The organism is Ralstonia sp. ASV6 (assembly GCF_016429285.1).
Taxonomy (GTDB): domain Bacteria; phylum Pseudomonadota; class Gammaproteobacteria; order Burkholderiales; family Burkholderiaceae; genus Ralstonia; species Ralstonia flaminis.
Genome location: NZ_JAELUI010000297.1, coordinates 1 through 1,963, shown reverse-complemented (window position 1 = coordinate 1,963; position 1,963 = coordinate 1). Strand labels below are relative to the sequence as shown.

Below are 1,963 nucleotides of genomic sequence, written 5' to 3'. Positions count from 1 at the left end.
GGCTCCAACACCGCGTGGTGCCACCCGATCCTGTTCCAGCGCATCATGCGCGCCAAAGAGGCGCGGCCCGAGATGAAGGTGGTGGTGGTCGACCCGCGCCATACGGCCACGTGCGAACTGGCGGACCTGCACCTGCCCATCAAGCCGGGTACCGATGTGTGGTTGTTCAACGGCCTGCTGTCGTTCCTTTCGCGGCGTGGCGTGGTGGACCGCAACTTTGTCACCCTGCATACCAACGGCCCGGACGCTGCACTGCAAGCGGCCGGTACCGTGAGCGACGACGTGGAAGCCGTGGCCAAGGCATGCAAGCTCAAGCTCGACGACCTGCTCACGTTCTACAGCTGGTTTGCCGACACGGAGCGCACCATCACCGCGTTCTCGATGGGCGTCAATCAATCGACCGCGGGCACGGACAAGGTCAACAGCATCATCAACTGCCATTTGCTGACCGGCCGCATCGGGCGCGCGGGCATGGGGCCGTTTTCCATTACCGGTCAACCGAATGCGATGGGCGGGCGCGAGGTGGGCGGCCTGGCCAACATGCTGGCCGCGCACATGGAGCTGAATGAGCCTGCACATCGCGAGTTGGTGCAGACGTTCTGGAACGCCCCACGGATGGCTGACAAGGCGGGCCTGAAGGCGGTGGACCTGTTCAACGCCATCGAGGAAGGGCGGGTGAAGGCTGTATGGATCATAGGCACCAACCCCGTGGTCAGCCTGCCGGATGCCGATCAGGCGCGTCGCGCGCTCGCCAAGTGCGAACTGGTCGTCGCCTCCGACATCGTTGAGACGACCGACACGACCGTGCTGGCCGACATCCTGCTGCCCGCGCTCGGCTGGGGTGAGAAAGACGGCACGGTGACGAACTCCGAGCGCCGTATCTCACGCCAGCGCGCCTTCCTGCCGGCGCCCGGTGAGGCGCGTGCCGACTGGGACATCGTTGCCGGCGTCGCCCGCCGCATGGGTTACCACGGCTTCGACTTCAAGACCCAGCATGAAGTGTTCGACGAACACGCGCGCCTGTCCGCCTACGCCAACGAAGCAAGCGGCGTGCAAGGTGTTCGCCGTGCATTCCACCTCGGTGGCCTGACGGGGCTGGATGCAGATGCCTACAGCAGCATGGCGCCTGTGCAATGGCCCATCACCACGCCAGGCAATAGCGAAGCACGTCTGTTCAGCGATGGCCGCTTCGCGTTTGGCGATGGCCGTGCGCGGTTCGTGCCGACACCGGCCCGCGCACCCGCGCATGCGGCCGACGGCGACTACCCGCTCATCCTCAACACCGGCCGCGTGCGCGACCAGTGGCACACCATGACGCGCACCGGCCGCGCGCCCAAGCTGGCGGATCACGTACCCGAGCCGTTTGTCGATCTGCACCCGCACGACGCGCTGCTGGCCGGCGTGCGCGAAGGCGGCCTGGCGCGTGTGTCGTCGCGTTGGGGCAGCGTCGTGGCGCGCGTGCGCATGACGGGCGGCATCGCGCGTGGCAGCGTGTTCGTGCCGATCCACTGGAATGGCCAGTTCGCCTCAGACGCGCGCGTGGGTGCGGTCGTCAATCCGGTGGTCGACCCGGTGTCGGGCGAGCCCGAGTTCAAGCACACGCCGGTGATGGTCGAGCCGTTTGACGTGGCGTGGCACGGCTTCGTGCTCTCGCGCCGTGCGCTCGGTACGGAGGACGCGACGTGGTGGACGCGCATCCAGGGCAAGCGGTTCGTGCGTTACGAACTGGCTGGGCGGCAGCAGCTCGACTCGGTGCACGACTGGGCGTGCGCACTGCTCGGCGTGACCGACCCACATGCCGATTGGCTCGAATACGAAGACAAGACCGCGCGCGTTTATCGCGCGGTACATGTGGTGGACGACTGCATCGAAGCCTGTGTGTTTCTCTCGCCGCGCCCGGACTTGCCATCGCGCAACTGGCTGGCGGGTCTCTTCGCGCAGGCGCGCCTGGAAGACCAGGACC

Annotated in this window: 1 protein-coding gene; it reads left to right on the top strand. The window is 66.8% G+C overall.

What is annotated here, in order from left to right:
- The coding region (locus JHD73_RS27585) for a molybdopterin oxidoreductase family protein (protein WP_199033310.1) at positions 1-1,963 on the top strand (1,963 nt) is incomplete at both ends.